This is a genomic window from Streptacidiphilus melanogenes, assembly GCF_000787835.1.
GTDB lineage: Bacteria > Actinomycetota > Actinomycetes > Streptomycetales > Streptomycetaceae > Streptacidiphilus > Streptacidiphilus melanogenes.
In genome coordinates, this window is record NZ_BBPP01000026.1 from 42,126 (window position 1) to 62,748 (window position 20,623).

At 72.9% G+C, this 20,623-nt stretch carries 20 protein-coding genes; 3 read left to right on the top strand and 17 right to left on the bottom strand.

What is annotated here, in order from left to right:
• Positions 1-8 precede the first annotated feature (8 nt).
• From lysX to TR49_RS24925, 10 genes are all read right to left on the bottom strand, one after another.
• Positions 9-1,538 carry a bifunctional lysylphosphatidylglycerol synthetase/lysine--tRNA ligase LysX gene (gene lysX / locus TR49_RS24880; RefSeq protein WP_084725381.1) on the bottom strand — a complete coding sequence of 510 codons (1,530 nt, stop codon included), beginning with the start codon at positions 1,536-1,538 and terminating at the stop codon, positions 9-11.
• A 195-nt stretch (positions 1,539-1,733) separates the two neighbouring features.
• Complete coding sequence (locus tag TR49_RS24885; RefSeq protein ID WP_042385464.1) at positions 1,734-3,422, bottom strand: LPXTG cell wall anchor domain-containing protein; 1,689 nt, start codon at positions 3,420-3,422, stop codon at positions 1,734-1,736.
• Between the two features lie 138 nt (positions 3,423-3,560).
• Positions 3,561-4,454, bottom strand: a complete 894-nt coding sequence (locus tag TR49_RS24890) for a hypothetical protein (RefSeq protein ID WP_236653514.1) — start codon at positions 4,452-4,454, stop codon at positions 3,561-3,563.
• 103 nt (positions 4,455-4,557) lie between these two features.
• Positions 4,558-5,340 carry a type III pantothenate kinase gene (locus TR49_RS24895; RefSeq protein WP_042385470.1) on the bottom strand — a complete coding sequence of 261 codons (783 nt, stop codon included), beginning with the start codon at positions 5,338-5,340 and terminating at the stop codon, positions 4,558-4,560.
• 29 nt (positions 5,341-5,369) lie between these two features.
• On the bottom strand, positions 5,370-6,323 hold the full coding sequence (gene nadC / locus TR49_RS24900; RefSeq protein WP_042385473.1) for a carboxylating nicotinate-nucleotide diphosphorylase: 954 nt from the start codon (positions 6,321-6,323) through the stop codon (positions 5,370-5,372).
• A 149-nt stretch (positions 6,324-6,472) separates the two neighbouring features.
• Positions 6,473-8,140, bottom strand: a complete 1,668-nt coding sequence (locus TR49_RS24905; RefSeq protein ID WP_042385475.1) for an L-aspartate oxidase — start codon at positions 8,138-8,140, stop codon at positions 6,473-6,475.
• Positions 8,137-8,583: an aspartate 1-decarboxylase gene (gene panD / locus TR49_RS24910; RefSeq protein WP_042385479.1), complete on the bottom strand. Its 447-nt coding sequence runs from the start codon at positions 8,581-8,583 to the stop codon at positions 8,137-8,139. The genes TR49_RS24905 and panD overlap by 4 nt, the downstream gene beginning before the upstream one ends.
• Positions 8,584-8,638: 55 nt before the next feature.
• Positions 8,639-9,499, bottom strand: a complete 861-nt coding sequence (panC, locus tag TR49_RS24915) for a pantoate--beta-alanine ligase (RefSeq protein ID WP_042385482.1) — start codon at positions 9,497-9,499, stop codon at positions 8,639-8,641.
• Positions 9,496-10,431 (bottom strand): Rossmann-like and DUF2520 domain-containing protein, encoded by a 936-nt coding sequence (locus TR49_RS24920; protein ID WP_042385484.1) that lies wholly within the window; start codon positions 10,429-10,431, stop codon positions 9,496-9,498. The genes panC and TR49_RS24920 overlap by 4 nt, the downstream gene beginning before the upstream one ends.
• Before the next feature lie 232 nt (positions 10,432-10,663).
• The gene (locus tag TR49_RS24925; RefSeq protein ID WP_236653515.1) at positions 10,664-11,335 is read right to left on the bottom strand and encodes a lysophospholipid acyltransferase family protein; all 672 of its coding nucleotides are present in this window, start codon (positions 11,333-11,335) and stop codon (positions 10,664-10,666) included.
• Positions 11,336-11,483: 148 nt separating this feature from the next.
• On the opposite strand from TR49_RS24925, the gene TR49_RS24930 reads away from it, so the two are divergent.
• Positions 11,484-12,638, top strand: a complete 1,155-nt coding sequence (locus TR49_RS24930; RefSeq protein ID WP_042385486.1) for a threonine aldolase family protein — start codon at positions 11,484-11,486, stop codon at positions 12,636-12,638.
• 18 nt (positions 12,639-12,656) lie between these two features.
• On the opposite strand, the gene TR49_RS24935 is transcribed toward TR49_RS24930, so the two are convergent.
• Both TR49_RS24935 and TR49_RS24940 read right to left on the bottom strand, forming a co-directional pair.
• The gene (locus tag TR49_RS24935) at positions 12,657-13,334 is read right to left on the bottom strand and encodes a response regulator (RefSeq protein WP_042385488.1); all 678 of its coding nucleotides are present in this window, start codon (positions 13,332-13,334) and stop codon (positions 12,657-12,659) included.
• Between the two features lie 56 nt (positions 13,335-13,390).
• Positions 13,391-14,566 (bottom strand): sensor histidine kinase, encoded by a 1,176-nt coding sequence (locus TR49_RS24940; protein WP_042385491.1) that lies wholly within the window; start codon positions 14,564-14,566, stop codon positions 13,391-13,393.
• A gap of 167 nt (positions 14,567-14,733) precedes the next feature.
• Here TR49_RS24940 and TR49_RS24945 point away from each other — a divergent pair, with 167 nt between their 5' ends.
• Together TR49_RS24945 and TR49_RS24950 are read left to right on the top strand one after the other, a co-directional pair.
• Entirely contained in the window at positions 14,734-15,834 is a 1,101-nt protein-coding gene (locus TR49_RS24945) for an SAM-dependent methyltransferase (protein WP_042385495.1), read from the top strand.
• The gene (locus TR49_RS24950; protein WP_042385498.1) at positions 15,831-17,000 is read left to right on the top strand and encodes an NADH-quinone oxidoreductase subunit D; all 1,170 of its coding nucleotides are present in this window, start codon (positions 15,831-15,833) and stop codon (positions 16,998-17,000) included. Before TR49_RS24945 ends, TR49_RS24950 begins: the two co-directional genes overlap by 4 nt.
• 69 nt (positions 17,001-17,069) lie before the next feature.
• Here the strand turns inward: TR49_RS24950 and TR49_RS24955 are convergent, their stop codons facing one another.
• The 5 genes from TR49_RS24955 to TR49_RS24975 all read right to left on the bottom strand — a co-directional run.
• Entirely contained in the window at positions 17,070-18,314 is a 1,245-nt protein-coding gene (locus TR49_RS24955) for a hypothetical protein (RefSeq protein WP_042385501.1), read from the bottom strand.
• Positions 18,315-18,441: 127 nt separating this feature from the next.
• Positions 18,442-18,933 (bottom strand): DUF3180 domain-containing protein, encoded by a 492-nt coding sequence (locus TR49_RS24960; protein ID WP_042385504.1) that lies wholly within the window; start codon positions 18,931-18,933, stop codon positions 18,442-18,444.
• A gap of 97 nt (positions 18,934-19,030) precedes the next feature.
• Complete coding sequence (gene folK, locus TR49_RS24965; RefSeq protein WP_042385507.1) at positions 19,031-19,618, bottom strand: 2-amino-4-hydroxy-6-hydroxymethyldihydropteridine diphosphokinase; 588 nt, start codon at positions 19,616-19,618, stop codon at positions 19,031-19,033.
• A 5-nt stretch (positions 19,619-19,623) separates the two neighbouring features.
• A complete protein-coding gene (gene folB, locus TR49_RS24970) occupies positions 19,624-19,986 on the bottom strand; it encodes a dihydroneopterin aldolase (protein WP_042366196.1) in 363 nt (120 codons plus the stop codon).
• Between the two features lie 189 nt (positions 19,987-20,175).
• Positions 20,176-20,623: nuclear transport factor 2 family protein (locus TR49_RS24975; protein ID WP_042385511.1), on the bottom strand; the 448-nt coding region annotated here is incomplete at its 5' end.

Here is a 20,623-nt window from a genome sequence, read left to right on the forward strand (position 1 = left end):
GCCCGACTCTACTCGGGCTTCACGAGCGGGAAGAGGAGGGTCTCCCGGATCGACTTGTTGGTGAGCAGCATCACCAGGCGGTCGACACCGAGGCCCATACCGCCGGTGGGCGGCATGCCGTACTCCAGGGCCCGCAGGAAGTCCTCGTCCACCTGCATGGCCTCGACGTCGCCGCCGGCCGCCAGCAGGGACTGCTGGGTCAGCCGCTCGCGCTGGTCGACCGGGTCGATCAGCTCGGAGTAGGCGGTGGCGATCTCCTTGCCGAAGATCACCAGGTCCCACTTCTCCGCGACGCCGTCGATCGAGCGGTGCTTGCGGGTCAGCGGCGAGACCTCGGTCGGGTAGTCCCGGATGAAGGTCGGCCGGACCGCGTTGTGCTCCAGCAGGCGCTCGACGAACTCCAGGATCAGCTGGCCGTGGCCCCACTTCTTCTCGTAGGGCACGCCGTGCTCGTCGGCGAGCTTGCGCAGCTCGTCCACCGAGGTCTCCGGGGTCACCGGGACGCCGAGGTGGGCGCTGATGCCCGGGTAGACGCTGACCTCCTCCCACGGGTCGGCCAGGTCGATCTCGACCTCCTCGCCGTGCTGGTCCACGCCCTTGATGACGGTGGTGCCCAGCGCGTCCTTGGCCGCGCTGAGGATCAGGTCGCGGGTCAGCTCGGCCTGGGTGTCGTAGTCGCCGTAGGCCTCGTAGGACTCGATCGCGGTGAACTCGGGGTTGTGGGTCGCGTCGGCGCCCTCGTTGCGGAAGTTCCGGTTGATCTCGAAGACCTTCTCCACGCCGCCGACCATGAGCCGCTTGAGGTAGAGCTCGGTGGCGATGCGCAGGTACAGCGTCATGTCGTACGCGTTGATGTGCGTGGTGAACGGACGCGCGTTGGCGCCGCCGTGGATCGGCTGCAGCATCGGCGTCTCGACCTCGAGGAAGCCGCGGCGCTCGAAGGTGTCGCGCAGCGAGCGCAGCACGCGGACGCGCAGCTGCATCATCTCGCGGGCCTCGGGGTTCATGATCAGGTCCACGTAGCGCTGGCGCACGCGGGCCTCCGGGTCGGCCAGACCCTTGTGCTTCTCCGGCAGCGGGCGCAGGCACTTGGACGTGAGCTCCCAGCGGTCGACCATGATCGACAGCTCGCCGCGCTTGGAGGTGATCACCTCGCCCTCCACGCCGACGTGGTCGCCGAGGTCGACGTCGGCCTTCCAGGCCGCGAGGCGCTCCTCGCCGAGCTTGTCGAGCGAGAGCATGACCTGGAGGTCGCCGGTGCCGTCGCGCAGCGTCGCGAAGCAGAGCTTGCCGCCGGTGCGGCTGAGCATGACGCGGCCGGTGACGCCGGCCCGGTCGCCGGTGGCGGTGTCGGGCTCCAGGCCCGGGTAAGCGGCGCGCAGATCGGCCAGCGTGCTGGTGCGCGGGAACCCGACGGGGTACGGATCGACGCCGGCGGCCTTGAGCCGCTCCAGCTTCTCGCGCCTCACCCGCATCTGCTCGGGGAGGTCGTCGGCGCCTGCTACGGCCGGGGCTGCGGGGGTCTGCTGATCGCTCACCCCACCAGGGTATCGACCGCACGGGCGTGCCCCGCCACTCGTTAAACCCCGCGCGCCCGGCGGATCGGGGTGGCAGTTCTTACCGGATTCAGTCGTACGGCCGAGGCGGCCCGCAGGGACGCCGAAGGGCGGCCACAGGGGCCGCCCTTCGGGGTCGTCGTCAGGCCGGTCGTCGTCAGGCCGGTCGTCGGAAGACTATGCGTGGCCGCTGCGGCGGCGACGGCGCGTCAGCAGCACCGCGCCCGTGCCGAGCGCGACCGCGGCGAAGCCGGCCGCGGCCAGCGGGAGCGCGGCGGAGCCGCCACCGGTGTGGGCGAGGCCGCCGGTCGCAGAGGTGGTCGGGGACGCCGACGCCGGGGCGGAGCCGGCCGGGGTGGGCGTGGCGGTGGCGGTCACCGTGGTGGCGGTCACCGTGAACGGGGCCACGTCGTCGGCGGGGTTGTTGTCCGGCTGCGCGCTCACGACGCCGGCCAGGCCGGGCGCCTGCTTCAGCGCCTTGGTGGCCTTGAGGCCGAAGGTGAAGCCGGCCTGCGCGCCGGGCTTCAGCACCTGGCGCACCGCGCAGGCGTAGATCGCGCCGTACGGGTCGGACGGGTCGGACGCGGCGCCGCTCGCGCGGGTGACGGCGTGCGCGCCGAAGCCGGCGTGGGGCAGCAGGCCCTGGAGGCTGCCGGACGCGTCGCCCGGCTGGGTGGACGGCGGGGTGTCGGGGAGGAGCTCGCAGTCCTTGGGCAGTGCGCTGACCGAGACGCCCTTCGGCAGCAGCACCATCACGCCCGCGGTGATGTCCTTCGTGCCGGGGAAGACCGACGTCGGGACGCTGCCCGCGTTGCGGACGCCGAAGGTGGCCTCGACGGTGTGCCCGACGGTGCCGGTGATCCGGTGCGGGGCCACCGCGGCGAGGTCGTTCTGGCTGACCAGGTGCAGCTCGGAGATGCGGAGGTTGTTGTCGTAGTTGATGTCGGCCGTGTGCGCCTGCGGCTGCGCGGGGGCCGGCACCAGGGTCAGCGGGGCGCCCTTGCCGGGCGTGCCGCCGCCGAGCTGGGTGTCGATGGCGCCGCCCTTGACGTCCCAGCCGTACAGCAGCGCGTCACCGCTCTGCGCCTGCTGACCTGCGGTCAACGGAACCGGGGTGGACAGCTGGTAGGCCTGGCCCGGCTTGATCACGGTGTCGAAGTGGCAGACCACGGCGGCCGCGCCGCCGTAGAAGCAGTTGCCGAAGCCGCCGCCGAAGTCGTAGGTGCCGCTCCCGGTGTCGAGGACGAGCGTGACGCCCCCGGTGGCGGCCTGGTCGCCGACGTTCCGCACGACCGGGTTCACCGGTGTGGCCTGACCGGGCTTCACGCCCACGGTCGCGGGCAGCGCGTCGACGGCGAGGTCCGGGCCGGATCCGACGGTGACGGTGGTGACGGTCGGCGGGTTGTGCTTGTCCACGGTGGCGTTGGCGGCGGTCACCGTGAAGCGCACCGTGCCCTTGGCGCCGAGCGCCGCGCCGGCCGCCGAGCGCATGCCGATCTCCAGCTGGCCGATCGACTCCACCGAGCCGAGAGCGCAGTGCTCGTGCAGCTTGGCGGCGTCGGAGTAGCTGCAGCCCACGGGCAGGGACAGCTCGACGACGCCGGTCGCGCCACTGGCGTCGACGTCGACGGCGACCCCGCTCAGCGGCGCGTCCTCGGCGATGACCGCGAGGTCGACCTGGTGGAACGCCTGCGCCGCGGCGCCGTCGGTCTGCGGCAGCAGCGTCGCGTCGGCGGTGCTGACGATCGCGGCGAAGGTGCTGCCTCCGGCCGCCGCGGCGGGAAGGGCGGTCAGACCGCCGGACATGAGGACGGCGGCGGCGACGGCTCCGAAACGGACCGCCCCTCGCGCACGAACGAAGGACATCTGTGGTTCCCCGGTGAGGAAGAGGTACGTGAGGTGTGAAACGAGCAAGATCCAAGCACCTGGGGAAACACGCAGACCAGGGCGGTGGCCCGAACGTTATCGTCCGGATACCCGCCGCCCTGCCTGAAACCGGATCAATCAGCCTGTACCGGTGGCCAGCTCCTCGTCCTCACCACCGGTGCGGCGCACTCCGCGCGGGAAGATGTCGCCCGGCGTGGGGATCGGCCGGACCGGGCGGTCGGCCGCGGGCTTCGGCTTCGGCTTGCCCTGCGCCGGGGGCGTGGCCGGGGCGGGGTGCTCGTTGCTGCTGCTCATGTCGCTCGTTCCTCCACGTCGGATGGGCAGGGGATACGACTCCACGCGGCCGTGCTCGACCGAGCCCGGCTCGCGCAGCCTCACCGGACGGTTGGCGCGGGCGAAGTCCGCCACCTTCCCGCCGATCGACACGCTCGCGATCCGCGGCGGCCGCGGGATCTCCCGCAGGGCCGGGGCGGCGCGCGGCGGCACCAACGCCACCACCGTCGGCGCGGGGGCGGCGGCTGCGGGCGCGGGCGCGGGCGGCGGGACGGTCGGCAGGTCGAGCCGGCGGCGCACCCCCGCCTCCGCCAACTCGGCGCACCGTTTGCGGAGCTGGGTCCGGCGGCGGTGTTCGGCCTGGGCGCAGGGCAGGGCGTTCAGCGCGCGCAGCGCGGAGAGGTCGTCGGAGTCCGGAAGGTAGCCGTCGGCGACGGCCTCCTCCAGGCGCTGCAGGTACCCCGAGGCACTGCCGGGCAGGGCGGTGCGGTAGCGGACCAGTTCGGCGAGGGCGAAGGCGCGCATCCGGCCGCCTTCGAGAACCGCCTCCTCGATCGCCTCGGAGAGACGCAGCACGTCCTGGACGTCCTCGACCCAGACGGCACGAGCGGCCGTCCCGCCCGGTCTGCTGTCCGTGGCGGCCGAGGGGTTGAGCACGTGGGCCAGGGCCCGCCGAAGGACCCGGAGCTCGTCCGCGCTGAAGGCCATGCCGCCGCGCGAACCGTGAGGCGTAGGCATGGGACGACTGTACGTAACGAAAAGGGAAAATCGGATGAACCCGCCGCATGTCGGCGGGTCTTCCGGAAAACTGACAGTCGTTCGGCCCAGCGGGCGGTTCAGGTCACGCTGTGTTGCGCTCGTAGACCAGACGCAGACCGATCAGCGTCAGCCACGGCTCGTGGACGTCGATGCTGGTCGCCTCGCCCAGCACCAGCGGCGCCAGACCGCCCGTCGCGATCACCTGGACGTCGTCCGGGTTCTCCGCCAGCTCGGCGGCCATGCGGTTGACGATGCCGTCCACCTGCCCGGCAAAGCCGAACAGCACGCCGGACTGCATCGCCTCTACGGTGTTCTTGCCGATCACGCTGCGCGGTCGGGCCACCTCGATCTTCCGCAGCATCGCGCCGCGCACGCCCAGCGCCTCGACGGAGATCTCGATGCCCGGCGCGATCGCGCCGCCGACGAAGTCGCCGCGCTCGTTGATCGCGTCGAAGCTCGTCGCGGTGCCGAAGTCCACCACGATGCACGGACCGCCGTAGAGGTGCTTGGCCGCCAGCGTGTTGACGATCCGGTCGGTGCCGACCTCCTTGGGGTTGTCGGTCAGCACGTGCACCCCGGTCTTCACCCCCGGCTCGACCAGGACCGCCGGGACGTCGCCGTAGTAACGCCGGGTCACCTCGCGCAGCTCGTGCAGGACGGTGGGGACGGTGCAGCAGATCGCCAGCCCGTCCACACCCTCGTTCTTCAGCACCGGATGCGCGCCCATGAGCCCCTGCATCAGCACCGCGAGCTCGTCGGCGGTCCGACGCGGGTCCGTGGAGACGCGCCAGTGCTCGACGATCTCCTCGCCGTCGAAGATGCCGAGGACCGTCTGGGTGTTGCCGACGTCGATCGTGAGCAGCATGGGCGCGCTTTCTCGTGGGAAGGGGGTGACTAACCGCGCAGGTCGAGGCCGATGTCGAGAATCGGCGAGGAGTGCGTGAGAGCGCCGACGGCGAGGTAGTCGACGCCGGTCTCGCCCACGGCGCGGGCAGTGTCGAGGGTCAGCCCGCCGGACGACTCGAGCTTCGCCCGACCCGCGACCAGCGCGACGGCCTCGCGCAGCTCCGCCACGCTGAAGTTGTCGAGCAGGATCAGGTCCGCGCCGGCCTCCAGCACGGGCGCGATCTGCGCGAGGGTGTCCACCTCGACCTCGACCGGAAGGTCCGGGTAGGCCGCGCGGACGGCCTTGAACGCCTCCGCGACGCCGCCGGCGGCCACCACGTGGTTGTCCTTGACCAGCGCCGCGTCCGACAGCGCCATGCGGTGGTTCGCCCCGCCGCCGCAGCGCACCGCGTACTTCTGCAGCGCGCGCAGGCCCGGCGTGGTCTTGCGGGTGTCGCGGACGACGGCGCCGGTGCCGGCGAGGGCGTCCGCCCAGGCGCGGGTCGCGGTGGCGATGCCGGACAGGTGGCACAGCAGGTTGAGCGCGGAGCGCTCGGCCGTGAGCAGGTCGCGGGTGCGGGTGGTGACGCTCAGCAGCACGGTGCCGGCCTCGACCTGCGCGCCGTCCTCGACGTGTCGCTCGACGGTGAACTCCTCCTCGGCGACGAGCGAGAGCACCGCCTCCGCGACCCGCAGTCCGGCGACCACGCCCGCCTGCCGGGCGACGAAGTCGGCCGTCGCGACGGCCTCGGCCGGGACGGTGGCGACGGACGTGACGTCCTCCCCACCGGCGAGGTCCTCGGCCAGGGCCAGGGTCGCGATGTCCTCGACCTCGACCGGGTCCAGCCCCGCGTCCTCCAGCAGGGCCGCGAGCGCGGGGTCGAGAGCGGTCTCGTACTCGCCGCAGGCGCAGTCGTCGCCGCAGCCGTCTTCGATCAGGGGGAGGTCTTCGTGCGTGGACACTGGGGAAATCCTTTGTGGAGAAGGGGAGTTGCACTATTTAGGGGCGCGAGGAACTGCGCGAGCAGCCAGCCAGGGCGCGGATTCGCCGAACGAGCAGGGCCATCCGTACTCCGGTGGCTGCTCGCGCAGTTCCCCGCGCCCCTGATATCTCATCCCACGTGGAGACGTCCTGCGACGAGCGTCGTGGTCAGGTGCCTCTGCCAGTTCACGTCGTCCCGGTCGGGGAAGTCCTCGCGCCAGTGGCAGCCGCGGGTCTCCTCCCTCAACAAGGCGGCAGCCGACAAGGCGGAGGCGACCAGGTGGAGGTTGGTGGCCTCCCAGGTCTCCACCTGCGGGAACTCGGACTTGTCGGGGTCCGCGTCCGGCTCCGCGAGAGCGGCCAGGCCCTCGACCGCCGCGGCCATGCTGTCCGCGGACCGCAGCACGCCGACGCCGCGCGTCATGACCCGCTGGATCTCGGCGCGCGACTCCGCGGCCAGCAGCGGGACGACCTCCACCGGACGGGTCGTGTCCTCGTGGCGCGGGGCGAGCTTGCCGAGACGGTCCCGCTCGATGATGTCCGCCGCGATCCGCTCCGCGAAGACCAGGCCCTCCAGCAGCGAGTTCGACGCCAGACGGTTCGCGCCGTGGACGCCGGTGCACGCGGCCTCGCCGCAGGCGTAGAGGCCGGAGACCGAGGTGTGGCCGCGCAGGTCGGTACGCACGCCGCCGGAGGCGTAGTGCGCGGCGGGGGCGACCGGGATCAGCTCGGTGACCGGGTCGATGCCGTGGGAGCGGCAGGAGGCGAGGATGGTGGGGAAGCGCTCCTCCCACATCTGCGCGCCGAAGTGGCGGCCGTCGAGGAACATGTGCTCCGCGCCGGTCTCGTGCATGCGGCGCATGATGCCCTTGGCGACGATGTCGCGCGGGGCGAGCTCCGCGAGCTCGTGCTGCCCGACCATGAAGCGGACGCCGTCCGCGTCGACCAGGTGCGCGCCCTCACCGCGGACCGCCTCGGAGATCAGCGGCTGCTGGCCCTCCGCGTCCGGGCCGAGCCACAGCACCGTCGGGTGGAACTGCACGAACTCCAGGTCCGCGACCTCCGCGCCCGCGCGCAGCGCCAGGGCAACGCCGTCTCCGGTGGAGACGGCCGGGTTGGTGGTGGCGGAGAAGACCTGACCGAGGCCGCCCGTCGCGAGGACGACCGCCCGGGCGTGGACCGCGCCGACGCCGTCGCGCTGGCCCTCACCCATGACGTGCAGGGTCAGGCCCGCCGTGCGGCCCTTCGCGTCCGTCAGCAGGTCCAGCACCAGGGCGTGCTCGATCAGTTCGAGGTCGTCGTCGGTGCGGACGGCCTCGACCAGGGCGCGCGATATCTCCGCACCGGTCGCGTCGCCGCCCGCGTGGGCGATGCGGCGACGGTGGTGGCCGCCCTCCCGGGTGAGCAGGATCTCGCCCTCGTCGTCGCGGTCGAAGGCCGCGCCGGTGGCGATCAGGCGGCGCACCGCGCCGGGGCCCTCGGTGACCAGCATCCGCACCGCGTCCTCGTCGCACAGGCCCGCACCCGCGACGAGGGTGTCCGACAGGTGCTGCTCGGGGGTGTCGCCGTCGCCGAGCGCGGCGGCGATGCCGCCCTGCGCCCAGCGGGTCGAGCCGTCGTCGAGCATGGCCTTGGTGACGACCAGCACGCGCAGGCCCGCCTCGCGCACGCGCAGGGCCGTGGTGAGCCCGGCCACGCCGGAGCCGACGACGACCACGTCGGTCGTCTTCGTCCAACCCGGCGCGGGGGCTGCGAGTCTGCGCACCGAGGGGCTGGGCACAAAGGCCGTGCTGCTCATTCGTGACTCCGTACTGCGAGGGCGGGGGCGGCGACGATCGCGTCTCCCCGCGTCAGGCCGCTGCCCTCTGGAGCAGCGGCGGCGTCCGCACCGGTGTGGGTGATCCGGTTGTCGCGGTCGACGAAGACGATACGCGGCTCGTAGGCGCGGGCCTCGGCGTCCTCCATCTGACCGTAGGCGATGAGGATGACCAGGTCACCGGGGTGGACCAGGCGGGCCGCCGCGCCGTTGATGCCGATCACGCCGGTGCCGCGCTCCCCGGCGATGGTGTAGGTCTCCAGGCGCGCGCCGTTGTCGATGTCGACGATGTGGACCAGCTCGCCGGGCAGCAGGTCGGCGGCGTCGAGCAGGTCCTCGTCCACGGTGACCGAGCCGACGTAGTGCAGGTCGGCCTGGGTGACGGTGGCGCGGTGGATCTTGGACTTGAGCATCGTGCGGATCATGGCGTGGTCACGTCTCCTGTGGGGAAGTACATGCCGGGGGCGCTGACGAGGGCCGTCAGAACCGGACGCGGACGTTGTCGATGAGGCGGGTGGCCCCCACCTTGGCGGCGACGGCCAGAACCGCCTCGCCGGTGAAGTCCTCCCGGTCGATCTCGGTGAAGTCGGACGGGTCGATCAGGCCGAGGTAGTCGAGAGCGATGGTGCTTCCCGCCCCCTCGAGGACCGCTGAAGCCGCCTTCTTCACCGCCGACGGGGCCGCGCCGGCCGCGCGGGCGTCACGCCCGGCGAACAGCGCGCGGGAGAGCGCGAGTGCGCGCTCCCGCTCCTCGGCGGTCAGGAAGCGGTTGCGGCTGGACAGCGCCAGCCCGTCCGCCTCGCGGACGGTCGGCACGCCCGCGATCTCCACCGGGAAGTTCAGGTCGGCGACCATGCGCCGGATCAGCGCCAGCTGCTGGCCGTCCTTCTCACCGAAGAACGCCACGTCGGGCGAGGTGAGGTGGAGCAGCTTGGCGACGACGGTCAGCATGCCGTCGAAGTGGCCGGGGCGCGAGGCGCCCTCGTAGCCGCGGCCCATCGGCCCGGCGGACAGCCGGACCTGCGGCTCGCCGCCGGGGTAGACCTCGTCCACGCCCGGCGCGAAGACCACGTCGGCGCCGGCCTCGCTGGCCAGCATCAGGTCAGCGTCCAGGGTGCGCGGGTAGCGGTCCAGGTCCTCGCCCGCACCGAACTGGAGCGGGTTGACGAAGACGGTGACGACGACCGTGCCTTCGGCCCCGGCGCGCTCGCGCGCGGCGCGGATCAGGGCCGCGTGCCCCTCGTGCAGGGCGCCCATCGTCATCACGACGGCGCGCGGGCCCGTCGCGCCGCCGCCGCGCTGGGCCTCGAGCTCGCGCTTGGTGTGCACCAGGACGGTCATCGGTTGTTCTCCTCGGCGAGGGCGTCCAGCAGGGCCTCGGCGGCCTCGGGCTTCAGTGTTCCGTTGGCCAGCGCGCGGTCCGCGGTGGCCCGGGCCATGGCCCGGTAGGCCTCCAGCAGCTGCGGCGTGGTGCCGCGCAGCTGCTCGATGTGGGTGCGGACGGTGCCCGCGTCCCCCCGGGCGACGGGCCCGGTCAGGGCCAGGTCCCCCGCCCGCAGCGTGTTGTCGAGGGCCGCGCCGAGCAGCGGGCCCAGCATCTGCCCTGGCTCGGCGACCCCTGCGCGCGACAGCAGCTCCATCGCCTGCGCGACCAGGGTGACCAGGTGGTTCGAGCCGTGGGCAAGGGCCGTGTGGTAGAGCGGCCGCCGATCCTCGGGGATCCACTCGGGCTCGCCGCCCATCTCCACGACCAGCGCCTCGGCCACCGGCCGCAGCTCCTCCGGCGCGGTCACCCCGAAGGGGCAGCCCGCGAGGCGCGCGACGTCGACGGAGGTGCCGGTGAAGGTCATCGCCGGGTGCAGGGCCAGCGGCAGCGCACCCGCGCGGGTGGCGGGCTCCAGCACGGCGATGCCCTTCGCGCCGGAGGTGTGCACGAGGATCTGCCCCGGTCTCACCGCGCCGGTCGCGGCGAGACCGGCGACGAGGTCCTCCAGCGCGTCGTCGGGAACGGTCAGCAGCACGAGGTCGGCGGCGGCCATCACCTGGGGCGGGGTGACCAGCCGAACGCCCGGCAGCAGCGCGTTCGCTCTGCGCTGGGACGCGAGGGAGACGCCGGAGGCGGCGACGACCTTGTGCCCGGCATACTGCAGCGCCGCGCCGAGGGCCGGGCCGACGCGGCCGGTGCCGACGACGCCTACGGCGAGTCGCCCGGGCCGGTTGTCGGGCGCGGTGGGGTCGGGATCGCCGAAGGCGGGCAGCCCGAGGTCGTCCATGGTGCGGTTTCCGTTCCAGTCCTACGCAGGTACCAGACGTTCCCGGCCAGTTTACGGCGCAAGCCCGAGCACTCGCTGTGGCCCCAGCCACTCTCCGGCCAGGGGCACGAGAGACCGACCGAGGCGGGTGGCCCTGCTCGCTCGGGATCTGACCGCACCGGGATCTGACCGCACCGGGGGCCGTGTCGCGCCCGCGCGGCAGAGCCGCAGATCAGCGGAGCCGCACCCCCGGCTAGGAAGCCTCCTTCGGAGGCTCGTTGTAGGCGTCGGCCAGAGGCTGGGCGCTCATCGCGTGGATCGCCTGCATGATCTCGTCCGTGATCGCCCTGCGGACCGGCCCCACCGGCGTGATGCCGATGCGGTCGGAGAAGTCCAGCGGCTTGCCGAACTGCACCGTGATCCGGCGCAGCCGGGGCATCAGCTTGCCGACCGGCTGGATCCGCTCCGTGCCCGTCAGGGCGACCGGGACGACGGGGGCGCCGGAGGCGAGTGCGAGCCAGGCGACGCCCGTGCGGCCCTTGTACAGCCGGCCGTCGCGCGAGCGCGTGCCCTCCGGGTAGATGCCGAAGGCGCCGCCCTCCTGGAGGACCGCGAGGCCCGCGTCCAACGCGGCCTGCGCCGCGCGGTGGGTGCCGCGTTCGACCGGAATGGAGCCCATGGAGGAGAAGAAGATCTTGTTCGCCCTGCCCTTGACGCCCGTGCCGGTGAAGTACTCCGCCTTCGCCAGGAACGCCACGGGGCGCGGCGCGACCAGCGGGATGACCGCGCTGTCGATCGCGGCGAGGTGGTTGCTGGCGATGATGACCGGGCCGGTCCTCGGGACGTTCTCGCGGCCGAGCACGACCGGGCGGTACACCGCCCGCGTCATCGGGGACAGCACCAGCTTGGCGAGGGCTTGGGACAAGGTGGCTGCTCCTGAACAGATCAAGCCGTGGGCGAAGCGGACGAGAGCGGACGAGAGAGGGACGGGCCTTGCGGATGCTACGTCATGTCGCCCGGTCGGGGAGCGCACGTCCGGCGACGTACGGGCCCTGGTCTGGGAGGCTGACGTCATGGCAAACGAACACTCCTCCGCGTCCGTGCCCCCGTCGGCCGAGCCCCCCGTGGACGGCGCCGAGCGCCGCTTCGCGGCGGTGCGCGGGGCGGAGCGGCTGCTGTCCGGTGCGCGCCCGCTCAGTCTGGGCGAGTGGCTGGCGGAGCTGTCCGGTGAGGCGGGCCGGGCCGCGTACGACCTCGACGGGCGGACGGACCTCTACGGCGACGGGATCGTCGCCGCGCTGGAGGACCGGGTCGCCGAGCTGCTCGGCATGGAGGCCGCCGCGTTCTTCCCGACCGGGACGATGGCGCAGCAGGTCGCGCTGCGCTGCTGGGCCGAGCGAACCGGGAACCAGCTCGTCGCGATGCATCCGCTCGCCCACCCCGAGGTGCACGAGCGGCAGGCCTACGCCCAGCTGACGGGCCTGCGCAGCGTCTGGCCGACGCGCGAGCCGCGGCTGCCGAACGCCGACGAGGTCGCCGACTGCGACGAGCCCTTCGGCACGCTGATGCTGGAGCTGCCGCTGCGCGACGCCGGCTTCGTGCTGCCGAGCTGGGAGGAGCTGACGGCCACCGTCGAGGCGGCCCGCGAGCGGGACGCCGTCGTGCACTTCGACGGCGCGCGGCTGTGGGAGACGACGCCTCACTTCGGGCGCACCCTGCCGGAGATCGCGGAGCTGGCGGACTCCGTGTACGTGTCCTTCTACAAGACCCTCGGCGGCGTCAGCGGCGCCGCGCTCGCCGGGCCGGAGGAGTTCGTGGCGCAGGCCAAGGCGTGGCGCCACCGCTACGGGGGCCAGCTGTACCAGCAGTGGCCGGCCGTGCTCTCCGCACTCGTCGGGCTGGAGCGGGAGCTGCCGCGGCTGCCCGAGTACGTCAAGCACGCCAAGGTGGTGGCGAAGGCGCTGGCCGCGGTGCCGGGCAGCCGGGTCAACCCGGGCGTGCCGCAGACGCACCAGTTCCAGTACCTGCTCCCGTACGCCGCCGACACGCTGAACGAGACGACGCTGCGTCAGGCCGAGGAGACCGGGAGGGCGTTGTTCCGGGGCTGGCGGGCGACGGCGGTGCCGGGCATGTCCTTCACGGAGATCACCGTCGCCGGGCCGGCGCTGGAGTGGTCCCCGCAGGACATCGAGGACGCGCTGGGGCAGTTCCTGAAGATGCTCCGCTAGGCCGGGCCGAACGGGGGCTCAGCGGGACGCGCGGACCAGGCCGGTCTCGTAGGCGAGGACCACGGCCTGGACCCGGTCGCGCAGGTCCAGCTTGGTGAGGATGCGGCCGACGTGCGTCTTGACGGTGGCCTCGGACAGACCCAGGCGCTCGGCGATCTCGCCGTTGGACAGGCCCTGCGCGACCAGCAGCAGCACCTCGCGCTCGCGCTCGGTCAGCCGCTCCAGCTCCGGCGTCAGCTTGGGCTCGGCCGCGGCGGGCAGCACGGTCGTGAAGCGGTCGATCATGCGGCGGGTCGTCGTCGGCGCGACGACGGCCTCGCCGCTGTCGACCGCGCGGATCGCCGCGACGAGCTCGACCGGCGGGACGTCCTTGAGCAGGAAGCCGCTCGCGCCCGCCTTGAGCGCGGAGAAGGCGTACTCGTCCAGGTCGAAGGTGGTCAGGATGAGCACCTTGGGCCGCGAGGCGAGTTCCGTCGCCGGGTCGCAGATACGGCGGGTGGCCTCGACGCCGTCGAGGCGCGGCATCCGCACGTCCATGAGGACCACGTCGACCTCGACGGCGGAGAGGACCTCCAGCGCCTGGGCGCCGTCGCCGGCCTCGGCGACGATCTCGATGTCGGGCTGGGACTGCAGCACCATGCGGAAGCCGGTGCGCAGCAGCTCCTGGTCGTCGACGAGCATGATCCGGACGGTCACGCGGGCTCTCCCTCTGTTCTGGGTGCTCTGTTCTCGGTGCTCTGTCCTGCGGTCCGCTAACGGGCGGAGCCGAGCGGCAGCACGGCCTCGATGCGGAAGCCGCCGCCGACGCGCGGGCCCGCGTCGAGGCTGCCGCCGACCATGCCGACACGCTCGCGCATCCCGATCAGACCATGCCCGAAGCCGTCCTCACCTCCGGCGTGGACGAGCTCGGCGCTGGCGCCGCGGCCGTCGTCCTCGATGACCATGGCGAGGTCGCTGTCCTGGAAGCGGATCCGCACCGTCGCGCTGGCGGCGGGGCCGCCGTGCTTGCGGGCGTTGGTGAGCGCCTCCTGGACGATGCGATACGCCGTCAGCTCCACGCCGCGCGGCAGCGGGCGGGGCTCCCCCTCGACCGTGAACGCGACCGGCAGCCCCGCGCTGCGGACCTGCTCCAGCAGGTCCGGCAGCTGCTCGACGCCGGGCTGCGGCACGTACTCGCCGGTGGACTCCTCGCTGCGCAGCAGGCCCAGCAGGCGGCGCATCTCCGCGAGCGCCTGGCGGCCGGTGGCGGCGATGGTGCCGAGCGCCTCCTTGGCCTGCTCCGGGGAGGTGTCCATGACGTACGAGGCGCCGTCGGCCTGGACGATCATCACCGAGACGTTGTGGGCGACGACGTCGTGCAGCTCGCGGGCGATGCGGGCGCGCTCGGCGGCGACGGCCACCTTGGACTGGGCGTCGCGCTCGCGCTCCAGCCGGGCGGCCCGGTCCTCGAGCTCCAGGTAGTAGGCGCGGCGGATGCTGGTGAACCGGCCGAGCAGCCAGGCGAGCACGAACGGCGTGGAGGCGACCAGCGAGAAGACGATGTCCTGGGGCCGGTTCAGCGAGGTGTCGCCGAACGCGACGAAGGCCAGCGGCCCGGAGACGAAGCCGAGTGCGAGCGCTGCCCGCGCGGTCCACGGCTTGCCGAAGGCGGCCGCGCCGTAGCCGAGGACGAGCAGCGCCAGGTCGGAGGCGTGGATGTTGCGGCCGTAGGCAAGCTGCACGAAGGCCACGGCGGCCGCCGCCCACAGCGCGAAGTTCGGATGCCGCCGGCGGATCGCCACGAGGGTGCAGAGCGCGAGCGCGAGCAGCACCTGTCCCAGGCTGTCCTGCGAGATCGCCTCGGGCATCGACAGCAGGAACAGCAGCACGGCCCACACGGTGTCGGACACCATCGGGTGGCTGCGGAACCAGCTGTAGAGGAATTGCACGCTTCCAGGTTAGGCAGCGCGCAAAGCCGCGCCCTCCGTCGCCGGGGTGACTCCGGCATCCTCCGGAAGTCGGAGTTGGTTGCCGGCGGCAATCGTTCCAGCGTAGACCGGCCCCGGCCGATCGGCCGACTGGATCGGGGGCCGGGACCGCTGGGAGGCTTGGACGCATGAGCCATCTGCCCTGGCGCGCGGCCATGGAGCGGGCCCTGTACGGCCCGCAGGGGTTCTTCGTGAACGAAGAGACCGGACCCGCCGCGCACTTCCGCACCTCCGTCCACGCCTCGCCGCTGTTCGCCCAGGCGGTGCTGCGGTTGACCCGGTGGGTGGACGAGGCGCTGGACCGTCCGGAGCAGCTGACCGTCTGCGACGTCGGGGCGGGCCGCGGCGAGTTGCTGCTCGCGCTCGGCGCGCAGGCCCGCGCGGCCGACCCGGAGCTGGCCGACCGGTTGCGGCTGGTCGCCGTGGAACGGGCCGCGCGTCCACAGGGGCTGCCCGCCTGGATCACCTGGACGGACCGGATCGAACCAATCCCGACGGGGCTGCTCTTCGCCAACGAGTGGCTGGACAACATCCCGTGCGAGGTTGCCGAGGCCGACGAGGACGGCGTCCCGCGCTACGTGCTGGTCGATCCGGCGACGGGGGCGGAGCGGCCGGGCGGTCCGCTGGACGCGGCGGACGCCGCGTGGCTGCGGGACTGGTTCTCCGCCGGGCCGGACGGGGCCTCGTCGGGCGCGCGGACCGACCCCACGTCCGACACCCCGTCCGTGGAGCGTGCGGAGCTCGGCCGGTGGCGGGACCAGGCGTGGGCGGAGGCGGTCGGCGCGGTCGGACGCGGACTCGCGGTCGCCGTCGACTACGCGCACACCCGCGCGGACCGGCCGCCGTTCGGCACACTCACCGGCTACCGGGACGGCCGCCAGGTCGAACCCGTCCCGGACGGCTCCTGCGACCTGACCGCGCATGTCGCCCTCGACGCCTGCCTCGACGCGGCCGCGCGGGCGAACCCGCGCGTCACCCACAGCCTGTGGACGACGCAGCGCGCCGCGCTGCACGCGCTGGGCGTGAACGGCGCGCGGCCCCCGCTCGCGCTGGCGTCGAGCGACCCGTCCGCATACCTGCGCGCCCTGGCGTCCGCAGGGGAGGCCGCCGAGCTGACCGCGACCGGAGGCCTCGGCTCCTTCCTGTGGGGCGTGCAGACGGTTGGCATCCAAGCTGCGGACATGGGCGACGGCGGGCCTGCCGGAGGATGGCAGACTCTGGTGTCATGACGGAGACGACGGTCGGCATCGGCGCAGGCGCGGGCCTGGCGGGCAGCGGCACGGAGCTGGGCACCAGCGACATGGTGCTGAACATCGGGCCGCAGCACCCCAGCACCCACGGTGTGCTCCGGCTACGGCTGCGCCTGGACGGCGAGCGGATCGGCGAGGCCGAACCGATCATCGGCTACATGCACCGCGGCGCGGAGAAGCTCTTCGAGGCGCGCGACTACCGCCAGATCATCATGCTGGCCAACCGGCACGACTGGCTCTCCGCCTTCGCCAACGAGCTCGGCGTCGTCCTGGCCGTCGAGCGCATGCTCGGCATGGAGGTCCCGGTCCGCGCCACCTGGACGCGGACGCTGCTGGCCGAGCTGAACCGGGTGCTGAACCACCTGATGTTCCTCGGCTCCTACCCCCTGGAACTGGGCGGGATCACCCCGATCTTCCACGCCTTCGACGAGCGCGAGCGCCTCCAGTCCGTCCTGGAGGAGGCCTCCGGCGGGCGCATGCACTACATGTTCAACCGCGTCGGCGGCCTGAAGGAGGACCTCCCGGCCGGCTGGTACGGCCGCGTCCGCGGCGCGGTCGCGGCGGTCCGGTCGCGGATGGACGTCTTCGACCGCCTGGTCCTCGGCAACGAGATCTTCCGCGCGCGCACGGCCGGAGTCGGCGTGCTCTCCCCCGAGCTGGTCCACGCCTACGGCGTGAGCGGCCCGATCGCCCGCGGCTCGGGCGTCGACTTCGACCTCCGCCGCGACGAGCCGTACCTCGCCTACGGCGAGCTGGCGGACGTCCTCAAGGTCCCGGTCCGTCAGAGCGGCGACTGCCTGGCCCGCTTCGAGATCCTCCTCGACCAGCTGCACAACAGCCTGGACCTCGCCGACGCCTGCCTCACCCGCATCGCGGAGCTCCCGCAGGGGCCCGTGAACCTGCGCCTCCCCAAGGTCCTCAAGGCCCCCGAGGGTGCGACCTACGCCTGGACGGAGAACCCGCTGGGCATCAACGGCTACTACCTGGTCTCCCGCGGCGACAAGACCCCCTGGCGCCTGAAGCTCCGCTCCGCGTCCTTCAACAACCTCCAGATCCTCAGCGAGGTCCTGCCGGGCACGCTGGTCCCGGACATGGTGGCGATCCTGGGCTCGATGTTCTTCGTCGTCGGAGACGTCGACAAGTAGCCGCACTCTTCACCAAGGGCCGGTTGCACTGTCCAGGGGCGCGGGGCTCCGCTGAGGTAGGTGTGGCAACTAGACGGCGCGGATGGCCCGCACGTCGATGGGCTCGGTCTCGTCCTCGGCCGTGAGGTCGACGATCGCGTGCTCGGTGCGCTCGTGCGCGTGCGTCGGGAGGACCGAGGGGGCCTCGGGCGCGGCGACGTAGCGGGCCTGGGCGGCGGCCGCCTCCTCGCCGATGACGTCGGCGGCGTCCTGCTCGGCCGGAGCGCCGAGCTTGCTGCCGATCGCCGCCTCCTGGCGGGAGAAGAAGTTGAACGCGCCTGAGGGCGTGCCGCCCTGGCGCGGCAGCGCCGACTGCGGGGGGACCGCTGCGGCCGGCCGCAGCGGCGGGAGCGCGGCACGGGCCCAGGCCGGGGCCCGCGTCGGGGTCTGCGCGGCCTGCGGCTGCGCGGAGGGCTGCATGTAGGGCGCGACCAGCCCGCGCTCGCGCGGGGCCGACGTGGCGACCGCGGCCGACGGCTGGGACTTCTCCGGCTTCTGGGGCTTCTCGGGCTTCTCCGGCTGCTCCGCGGCGGCGGCCGGCTTGCTCTTGGTGAAGAACGACCCGGACTCCGACGCGTTCTGACCGGTGCTCGGCTTCGGCGAGACCGTCGGCTCCAGCTGCTCGGCGGGGCGCTCGTCCTTCGCCTTCCTCGCGGCCACCGAAGTCTCCGCGCTCTTCGCGGGCGCGACCGTCGCCGGGAGGGCGGGCTGACGCAGGGCCGGCGTACGGCTGGACTCCGACTGCTCGGCCTGGCGCTCGAGCCAGCGCAGCGCGTTCGCGGCCTTGAGGTACGCGGCCGGGGTCGCCCGGACGCCGCGCTTCGCGGCTTCGAGGGCCCGGGTCGACTCCGCGTCGCGCACCGCCTGCTCGGCGGCCACGCGGGCGCGGTCGCGCAGCAGTTGCGCATGAGCCGCCTCGGCGTGGGCGAGCTGGCTACGCTGGGCGAGCACGCGCCGCTCCAGGCGCTTGACCTGTTCCTCGGCGACCTCGGACTGGTACTCGAGCTCGGCGACGCGCTCCTCGAAGCGGGCCTCGTCGCGGATCCGCGCCGACCTCTCGGTGTCGAGATCGGCCTGGGCCGCGCTCTCCCGCTGCCGCAGCAGCACTGCGGCGGCGCACGCGCCGACGCAGACTGCCGCCACCAGGATGCGCAGGACGTCGAGACTGCTGGTCAGCAGCGCGGCCGCGAAGGCGGCGAACGCCAGGACCGTACAGGCGATCGACGGAAGCGCCCGGCCGAGGCGCGAAGCTTGACGGTGGCGACCACGAGACATGGCCAGAAATCTAGCGTGATCGTCCGACTTATGTCAGGCGGGGGGCCAAAGACACTCTTGACAGGCCGAAGAAATTGCCGGACACGTTCAATCGCGTGTCCGGAAACCGGCGTTGGGCGGACCCGCGTCAGCGCCGCTGCGTCGCGTGCTCGCGGTTCTGGTCGTCGTCGTCCGGCAGGCGGCAGATGCGCTGCAGCCACAGCCCGGCGGCCATCACGGCGATGCCGGCGATCACGGCGAACAGCGCCGTCAGCGCCTGGCCCTGACGGGCCGGGGAGGCACCGGACACGGTGATCAGGAAGACGCCCATGCCGCCGTAGACGCCCGTGACCAGCGCCGCGACCAGGGCGCTGGCCTGGCCCAGCACCAGCGCCCGCGCGGCGAAGAGCGGGTCGACGCCCTTGGCCCCGGCCTCGCGTTCGCGCTGGGCCCGCAGCCGTCCGCGCAGCGTGATCGCCGCGGCGGCCAGCACCACGGCGATCACCGCGAGCACGATCGGCGCGGCGGCCGGCACGCCGGGCAGCGAACCGACCGAGTTCCACAGCCGGGCGCCCGCCCAGGACAGCACCCCGGCGACGAGCGTGGTCACGGCCAGCACGAGCGGGCGAAGCGGCTTCACAGCAGTCCCTCCAAGCAGGATCTGCTCCACCGTACCCGGCGGGGGCGATGACCGGGGGTCAGTGCTCGGCCCGCCCGCCGCGGGCCGGCGGCGCCGGTCAGCGCGGCAGCAGCAGGGTGAGATCCTCGCGGCGGCGGACGCCCTCCTCGCCGACGGAGGCGAGCAACTCGCCGACCTTGCCGTGGCCGGGCAGCTCGGCGTCCGGGTCCGCGTCGTTCCAGGGCGCGAGCACGAAGCCGCGTTCGTGGGCCCGCGGGTGCGGCAGGATCAGCTCGGAGACGTCCTGCTCGACGCCCTCGTAGGCGACGATGTCGACATCCAGGGTGCGCGGGCCCCAGCGGACCTCGCGGACGCGACCGAAGGCGTCCTCGATGGCGTTGGCGCGTTCCAGCAGCGACTGCGGCGGCAGGGTGGTCTTCAGGACCAGCACCGCGTTGAGGTAGGCCGGCTGGTCCTCCGGGCCGCCGACGCCGTCCGTCTCGAAGACGGCGGAGACGGCCTTGACCCGTACGCCGGGGGTGTCCTCGAGCGCGTCGACCGCGCCCTGGAGGGTCTCCAGGCGGTTGCCCAGGTTGCTGCCGAGGGCGATCACCGCGCGGCGGGGGTTGTGCAGGGTGGTGTCGGCCGAGTCGACGGTGTCCTTGATCTCGGACGGGACCGGCGTGGCGATGGGATCGGGAGACATGGGGCTCATCCGCGACTCCGAACGATAGTGATGGTGACGTCGTCGAACGGGACGGTGATCGGCGCGTCCGGCTTGTGCACGGTGACCTCCACCTCCCGCACGGCGGCGTGGGTGAGGCACTGGTCGGCGATGCGCTGTGCGAGCGTCTCGATGAGATCGACCGGATCGCCGGTGACGATGCCCACGACCTCTTCGGCGATGACGCCGTAGTGGGCCGTCGCCTCCAGGTCGTCGCCGGAGGCGGCAGGGCGCGTGTCCAGGCCGAGCACCACGTCGACCACGAACGTCTGGCCGAGCTCACGCTCGCGCGGGAAGACGCCGTGGTGACCGCGGGCGCGCAGGCCCTTGATCGCGATTCGGTCGAGCATGTTGCGAACACTCCCTGAGGTCCGGCTCTCCATCTGCGTACCGGTACGGCGCACCGGGGAGGACGCACGCGGGAGCGGCGCAGGCATCGTTGCCTACGAGCACCAAGCTACCTTGCAATACCGACAATCCCGCAGGGCACCCTTTTGATTCCCAGGCGCCCGGACCTTCACCGGATGTGCCCGAAAAGATCACTCTTCCTCGTCGTCACCGCCGGTCAGCACCGGCGAACCGTGGTGGGACCAGAGCCGCCAACCGTCACCCGTCCGTCGGAACAGGTTCGTGGCGACCACCTTTCCCCCGACCAGGGGACCGAGCTGGCCCTCCTCCTCAGCCTCGCCGCCGGAGAGGATGTTCTCGGTGCAGGTGACCAGCGCCACATCGCCCAGCACCTCGACTTCGACGTCGGTGAGGAAGAACTGGATGTAGTCCGTGTGCGCCATGATCAGCGCGTAGGAGCGCAGCACCGAGGCCCGGCCGCGCAGCACCGGCCAGCCCGGGTGCACGCAGACGGCGCCGTGGACGTCGTCCGCGTCCGCGCCGGAGACCCAGACGTCCGTCAGCGCGTCCAGGTCGCCCGCCTCGAGTGCGGCGTAGAGGGCGTCGTTGGCCTCCCGGACGGCGTCGGCCTCCGCCTTG

What these genes read in the sequence shown, in the direction of transcription:
- panC (WP_042385482.1), bottom strand. Translation starts at nt 9,499, where the DNA reads ATGACCGTCCTGGTGCACACCAAGCGCGAGCTCGAGGCCCAGCGCGGC.
- TR49_RS24950 (WP_042385498.1), top strand. Translation starts at nt 15,831, where the DNA reads ATGACGGAGACGACGGTCGGCATCGGCGCAGGCGCGGGCCTGGCGGGC.
- folB (WP_042366196.1), bottom strand. Translation starts at nt 19,986, where the DNA reads ATGCTCGACCGAATCGCGATCAAGGGCCTGCGCGCCCGCGGTCACCAC.
- TR49_RS24885 (WP_042385464.1), bottom strand. Translation starts at nt 3,422, where the DNA reads ATGTCCTTCGTTCGTGCGCGAGGGGCGGTCCGTTTCGGAGCCGTCGCC.
- TR49_RS24895 (WP_042385470.1), bottom strand. Translation starts at nt 5,340, where the DNA reads ATGCTGCTCACGATCGACGTCGGCAACACCCAGACGGTCCTCGGCATC.
- folK (WP_042385507.1), bottom strand. Translation starts at nt 19,618, where the DNA reads ATGTCTCCCGATCCCATCGCCACGCCGGTCCCGTCCGAGATCAAGGAC.
- panD (WP_042385479.1), bottom strand. Translation starts at nt 8,583, where the DNA reads ATGATCCGCACGATGCTCAAGTCCAAGATCCACCGCGCCACCGTCACC.
- TR49_RS24890 (WP_236653514.1), bottom strand. Translation starts at nt 4,454, where the DNA reads ATGCCTACGCCTCACGGTTCGCGCGGCGGCATGGCCTTCAGCGCGGAC.
- TR49_RS24905 (WP_042385475.1), bottom strand. Translation starts at nt 8,140, where the DNA reads ATGAGCAGCACGGCCTTTGTGCCCAGCCCCTCGGTGCGCAGACTCGCA.
- TR49_RS24920 (WP_042385484.1), bottom strand. Translation starts at nt 10,431, where the DNA reads ATGGACGACCTCGGGCTGCCCGCCTTCGGCGATCCCGACCCCACCGCG.
- TR49_RS24955 (WP_042385501.1), bottom strand. Translation starts at nt 18,314, where the DNA reads ATGTCTCGTGGTCGCCACCGTCAAGCTTCGCGCCTCGGCCGGGCGCTT.
- TR49_RS24930 (WP_042385486.1), top strand. Translation starts at nt 11,484, where the DNA reads ATGGCAAACGAACACTCCTCCGCGTCCGTGCCCCCGTCGGCCGAGCCC.
- TR49_RS24945 (WP_042385495.1), top strand. Translation starts at nt 14,734, where the DNA reads ATGAGCCATCTGCCCTGGCGCGCGGCCATGGAGCGGGCCCTGTACGGC.